The sequence below is a fragment of the Clavibacter lycopersici genome (assembly GCF_003576405.1).
GTDB classification, from domain to species: Bacteria; Actinomycetota; Actinomycetes; order Actinomycetales; family Microbacteriaceae; genus Clavibacter; species Clavibacter lycopersici.
This window is the reverse complement of record NZ_QWGT01000618.1, coordinates 1-255: the sequence shown is the minus strand read 5'-3', so window position 1 is coordinate 255 and position 255 is coordinate 1. Positions and strand designations below refer to the sequence as shown.

Below are 255 nucleotides of genomic sequence, written 5' to 3'. Positions count from 1 at the left end.
GGCCGGCGAGGCCGCCCAAGCGGGGTGGGGTCTCCTCGCGGCCCGTGCGCGGCGCGGGCGGCGCCTCGACCGGCGCCTGGGCCAGGTGCGGGAGGACGATGGGCTCGGTGTCGGGCTCGTCGTCGTCTCGCCACTCGGCGCGGGGACGCGGGCGCGGAGCAGCGGACGGCGTCGGCGAGGATGAGGAGGGCACGGCCGGACGCCCGGCGCCGGAGGGGGCGCCGGTGCGCGGCACGGGCAGCGGGCTGACGGGCC

At 82.4% G+C, this 255-nt stretch carries 1 protein-coding gene; it reads right to left on the bottom strand.

Annotated elements, in window-relative coordinates:
- The coding region (locus tag DZG00_RS17425) for a hypothetical protein (protein ID WP_375342523.1) at positions 1–193 on the bottom strand (193 nt) is incomplete at its 3' end.
- Between the last annotated feature and the right edge of the window lie 62 nt (positions 194–255).